This is a genomic window from Arthrobacter sp. Y3225116 (assembly GCF_059091245.1).
In genome coordinates this window covers 1-4,834 of the sequence record NZ_JBNHGL010000216.1, presented here as the reverse complement: position 1 = coordinate 4,834, position 4,834 = coordinate 1, and the positions used below count along the sequence as shown (strand labels likewise).

Here is a 4,834-nt window from a genome sequence, read left to right as displayed (position 1 = left end):
ACGCCGCACCACCGTCCTGCTTTCCAGCGCGCTCGCAATGATGCTGCTCTCAGCGTGCGGCGGCGGGAGCCTCAACACCGGCGGCAGGGCGGGGGACGGCAGCACCGGCGGCTGGCAGGGGCGCCGCCCGCCCGGAAAAACTTGGAACTGCCGAACTTGCCCGCCGCATGGCCGCGGAAGGACTGGATCACCGCGTCCCGGCCGGGTCCCGGCTAGCCGGAAGCCACGGGAACCGGGCAGGGTGATCGGCCGGCCTGAGGCGGCTCGCCGGCACCCAGCGGGCGCGCAGCCCCGCCGCGGCGGTGTTGGTCGGGCTTCGCGTCAGCGGATACGATCGTAGAGGCTTGCAGCGCCCAAGTATGTCGCTGCAGTAACGGCTTACATCCACCATAAGGAGACCTCTGTGTCAGCGCCCCAGAACATCACCCTCATCGTCGACGGCGAAGAGAACCAGGTGACCGAGGGCACGACGGGAGCCGACCTTTACGGCGCCCGGCGGGAGGTCGTCGTCGTCCGCGTCGACGGCGAACTGAAGGACCTGGACCAGCCGATCCCGGCTGGGGCCAAGGTCGAAGCCGTGACCATCGACTCTCCCGACGGACTCAACGTGCTGCGCCACTCCACCGCGCACGTGATGGCCCAGGCCGTCCAGCAGCTGCGGAAGGACTCCAAGCTCGGGATCGGCCCGTACATCACCGACGGTTTCTACTTCGACTTCGACGTCGATGAGCCCTTCACCCCGGAGGACCTGAAGCAGCTGGAGAAGATGATGCTCAAGATCGTCAACTCCAACCAGCGCTTCGTCCGCCGCGCCGTCTCCGAGACCGAAGCGCTCGCCGAGATGGCGGGGGAGCCGTACAAGGAGGAGCTGATCGGGCTCAAGGGCCACTCCGACGAGGCCGGCGAGGGCGCCAGCATCGAAGTGGGTGCCGGCGAACTGACCATTTACGACAACGTGGACGCCAAGAGCGGCGAAGTGGTCTGGAAGGACCTCTGCCGCGGGCCGCACCTGCCCAACACCAAGCTGATCTCCAACGCCTATGCGCTGACCCGCTCGGCCGCCGCCTACTGGCGGGGCAACGAAAAGAACAAGCAGCTGCAGCGGATCTACGGCACCGCCTGGCCCACCAAGGAAGACCTGAAGGCCTACCAGGAGCGGCTGGCCGAGGCAGAGCGCCGCGACCACCGCCGGGTGGGCGCCGAACTGGACCTGTTCTCCTTCCCGGATGAACTCGGCTCCGGCCTGCCCGTCTTCCACCCGAAGGGCGGCATCGTCCGCAAGGCGATGGAGGATTACTCGCGCCAGCGGCACACCGAGGCGGGCTACGAATTCGTCTACACCCCGCACATCACCAAGAGCAACCTGTACGAGGTCTCCGGCCACCTGGACTGGTACCGGGACGGGATGTTCCCGCCCATGCACGTGGACGAGACCCGCGACCCCGAAACCAACGAGGTCGTCAAGCCCGGCCAGGACTACTACCTGAAGCCGATGAACTGCCCGATGCACAACCTCATCTTCCGCTCGCGCGGCCGGTCCTACCGCGAGCTGCCGCTCCGGATGTTCGAGTTCGGCTCCGTCTACCGCTACGAAAAGTCCGGCGTGGTCCACGGCCTGACCCGCGTGCGCGGCATGACCCAGGACGACGCCCACATCTACTGCACCCGCGAGCAGATGAAGGACGAGCTGACCACCACGCTCAACTTCGTGCTGGACCTGCTCAAGGACTACGGGCTCGACGACTTCTTCCTGGAGCTCTCCACCAAGGACCCGGAGAAGTACGTCGGCTCCGAGGAGGTGTGGGACGAGGCTACCCGCACCCTGGCCGAGGTCGCCGAGGCATCCGGCCTGGAACTGGTGCCGGACCCGGGCGGAGCGGCCTTCTACGGCCCCAAGATTTCGGTACAGGCGCGCGACGCGATCGGCCGCACCTGGCAGATGTCCACCATCCAGCTGGACTTCAACCTGCCGGAACGGTTCGAACTCGAATACCAGGCGGCCGACGGCAGCCGCCAGCGCCCGGTCATGATCCACCGCGCCCTGTTCGGGTCGGTAGAGCGCTTCATGGGCCTGCTGATCGAACACTACGCCGGCGCCTTCCCGGCGTGGCTCGCCCCGGTCCAGGTGGTCGGCATCCCGGTGGCGGAGGCGTTCAACGACTACATGCTGGAGATCGTGGCCAAGCTGCGCGCCCAGGGCATCCGCGCCGAGGCCGACCTGGGCTCGGACCGCTTCCCGAAGAAGATCCGGACCGCCAGCAAGGACAAGGTTCCATTCGTGCTGATCGCCGGCGGCGAGGACGCCGAGGCCGGTGCCGTCTCCTTCCGCTTCCGCGACGGCAGCCAGGACAACGGCATCCCGGTGGACGAGGCCGTGTCCCGGATCGTGCAGGCCGCCGCCAGGCGCGGCAACTGACGATGGCCGAGACGACCGAAGCCATGACCGACCAGACCGGCGACGGGGTGACGGACGCCTTTGAGCTGCCCGGCGTGCCGGATGCCTTCCAGCGGCTCTGGACCCCGCACCGCATGGCCTACGTCAAGGGCGGCCAGGGCCAGTTCAAGAACAAGGACGAGTGCCCGTTCTGCGTGGCTCCGGCCCGCCCCGACGAGGAATCGCTGATCGTCCATCGCGGCAAGTCCGCCTACGTGGTGCTCAACCTGTTTCCGTACAACCCCGGGCACCTGCTGGTCTGCCCGTACCGCCACGTGCCCGACTACACCGACATCACCGCGGAGGAGACGGCCGAGTTCGCCGAGCTGACCCAGACGGCGATGCGGGTCCTGCGGAAGGTGGCGAACCCCAGCGGCTTCAACCTGGGCATGAACCAGGGCGAAGCCGGGGGCGCCGGGGTGGCGGCGCACCTGCACCAGCATGTGGTGCCCAGGTGGGGCGGCGACGGGAACTTTTTCCCGATCATCGCGCAGACCAAGGCGATCACCGAGACCCTGGACGAGGTCCGCAAGCAGGTATCCCAAGCCTGGCCGGCACGGTAGCGCGGCGATGCTCAACAAGTACGCGCGCGGATTCTTTGGAAAGCTGTTCACGCCGCTGGCCCGTGCCCTGATCCGGATGGGCGTCTCGCCCGACGCCGTCACCATTGTGGGCACCCTCGGGGTCTCCGTGGGGGCGCTCGTGTTCTACCCGCTGGGGGAGCTGTTCTGGGGAACGGTCTTCATCACGGCGTTCGTCTTCTCCGACATGGTGGACGGCCTGATGGCGCGCATGCTGGAGCGCAACAGCCGCTGGGGCAATTTCTTGGATTCCACCCTCGACCGGCTGGCCGACGGCGCGGTGTTCGCCGGCGTGGCCATCTGGTTCTTCACCGGCGGAGAGAACACCGCCATCGCCGTCTCCGCGCTCGTATGCCTGCTCCTCGGTTCATTGGTCTCCTACGCCAGAGCCAAGGCCGAGTCGCTGGGCTGTACCGCCGCGGTGGGCCTGGCCGAACGCTCCGAACGCCTGGTATCCGTCCTGGTCTTCACCGGCCTGACCGGGCTGGGCCTGCCGGAGCTGGTCCTGCTGGTGGTCCTGGTGCTGCTGGCCGCCGCCAGCCTGCTGACCGTGGCCCAGCGGATCATGGCCGTCTACCGTCAGACCCAGCAAACCGCCTGATCCGCCCCGCCGGCCGGGTGCGGCCTGCGGGCCGCCAGGAAGGTTACGTCATCGGTGACCCCGCGCACCGGGTCCGCGGTTAGCCCCCGAGGAAGGTTACGTCATTGGTGACCCCGCGCACCGGGCCGGACGTATGATGAGATGTACGTTTCCTACCGACTCCTAGGGGCTTTTAGTGTCCAGCAGTGAAGAAACTTCAACTCACGCGCCCGTGACCGGCAGCAGCCGCGTCAAGCGGGGCATGGCCGAGATGTTGAAGGGCGGCGTCATCATGGACGTCGTGACTCCCGAACAGGCCCGCATCGCCGAAGACGCCGGTGCCGTGGCCGTGATGGCCCTTGAACGCGTTCCGGCTGATATCCGCGCCCAGGGCGGCGTGTCCCGGATGAGCGATCCGGACATGGTTGACGGCATCATCGAAGCCGTCTCCATCCCGGTGATGGCCAAGGCCCGCATCGGCCACTTCGTCGAGGCGCAGGTGCTGCAGTCCCTCGGCGTGGATTACATCGACGAGTCCGAGGTGCTGACCCCGGCCGACTACACCAACCACATCGACAAGTGGAACTTCACCGTTCCCTTCGTCTGCGGCGCCACCAACCTGGGCGAGGCCCTGCGCCGCATCAATGAAGGCGCGGCCATGATCCGCTCCAAGGGCGAGGCCGGCACCGGCGACGTCTCCAACGCCACCGGCCACATGCGCCAGATCCGCTCCGAGATAAAGCGCCTGTCGGCGATGCCCGAAGACGAACTGTACGTGGCCGCGAAGGAACTGCAGGCCCCGTACGAACTGGTCAAGGAAATCGCCGCCACCGGCAAGCTGCCCGTGGTGCTGTTCACCGCCGGCGGCATCGCCACCCCGGCCGACGCCGCGATGATGATGCAGCTGGGCGCCGACGGCGTGTTCGTCGGTTCCGGCATCTTCAAGTCCGGCAACCCGGCCGAGCGCGCCGCCGCGATCGTCAAGGCCACAACCTTCCACGACGACCCGGACGTCATCGCCAAGGTCTCGCGCGGCCTGGGCGAGGCCATGGTCGGCATCAACGTGGACGAAATCCCGCAGCCGCATCGCCTCGCCGAGCGCGGCTGGTAAATACCGACGACGGCGAACGCCCGGTCCCGCACGAAGGTGCGGGACCGGGCGTTTCTCGTTTTTGGACGTTTCCGGGGGCCGGCGTTTCCGGGGCCGACGTTACGGGACGTCCCCGCGGCCGGCCGGGG

The 4,834-nt window shown here is 67.7% G+C and carries 4 protein-coding genes; all 4 read left to right on the top strand.

The features are described from left to right. The first annotated feature begins 403 nt into the window (after positions 1 to 403). The 4 genes from thrS to pdxS all read left to right on the top strand — a co-directional run bounded on the left by thrS (position 404) and on the right by pdxS (position 4,706). A complete protein-coding gene (gene thrS, locus AC5RV2_RS14670; RefSeq protein WP_494092937.1) occupies positions 404 to 2,416 on the top strand; it encodes a threonine--tRNA ligase in 2,013 nt (670 codons plus the stop codon). A gap of 2 nt (positions 2,417 to 2,418) precedes the next feature. Next, a complete protein-coding gene (locus tag AC5RV2_RS14665; RefSeq protein ID WP_494092936.1) occupies positions 2,419 to 2,997 on the top strand; it encodes an HIT family protein in 579 nt (192 codons plus the stop codon). A gap of 7 nt (positions 2,998 to 3,004) precedes the next feature. After that, entirely contained in the window at positions 3,005 to 3,616 is a 612-nt protein-coding gene (pgsA, locus tag AC5RV2_RS14660) for a phosphatidylinositol phosphate synthase (protein ID WP_494092935.1), read from the top strand. A 175-nt stretch (positions 3,617 to 3,791) separates the two neighbouring features. Beyond that, complete coding sequence (pdxS, locus tag AC5RV2_RS14655; protein ID WP_494069107.1) at positions 3,792 to 4,706, top strand: pyridoxal 5'-phosphate synthase lyase subunit PdxS; 915 nt, start codon at positions 3,792 to 3,794, stop codon at positions 4,704 to 4,706. The last annotated feature ends 128 nt before the right edge of the window (positions 4,707 to 4,834 follow it).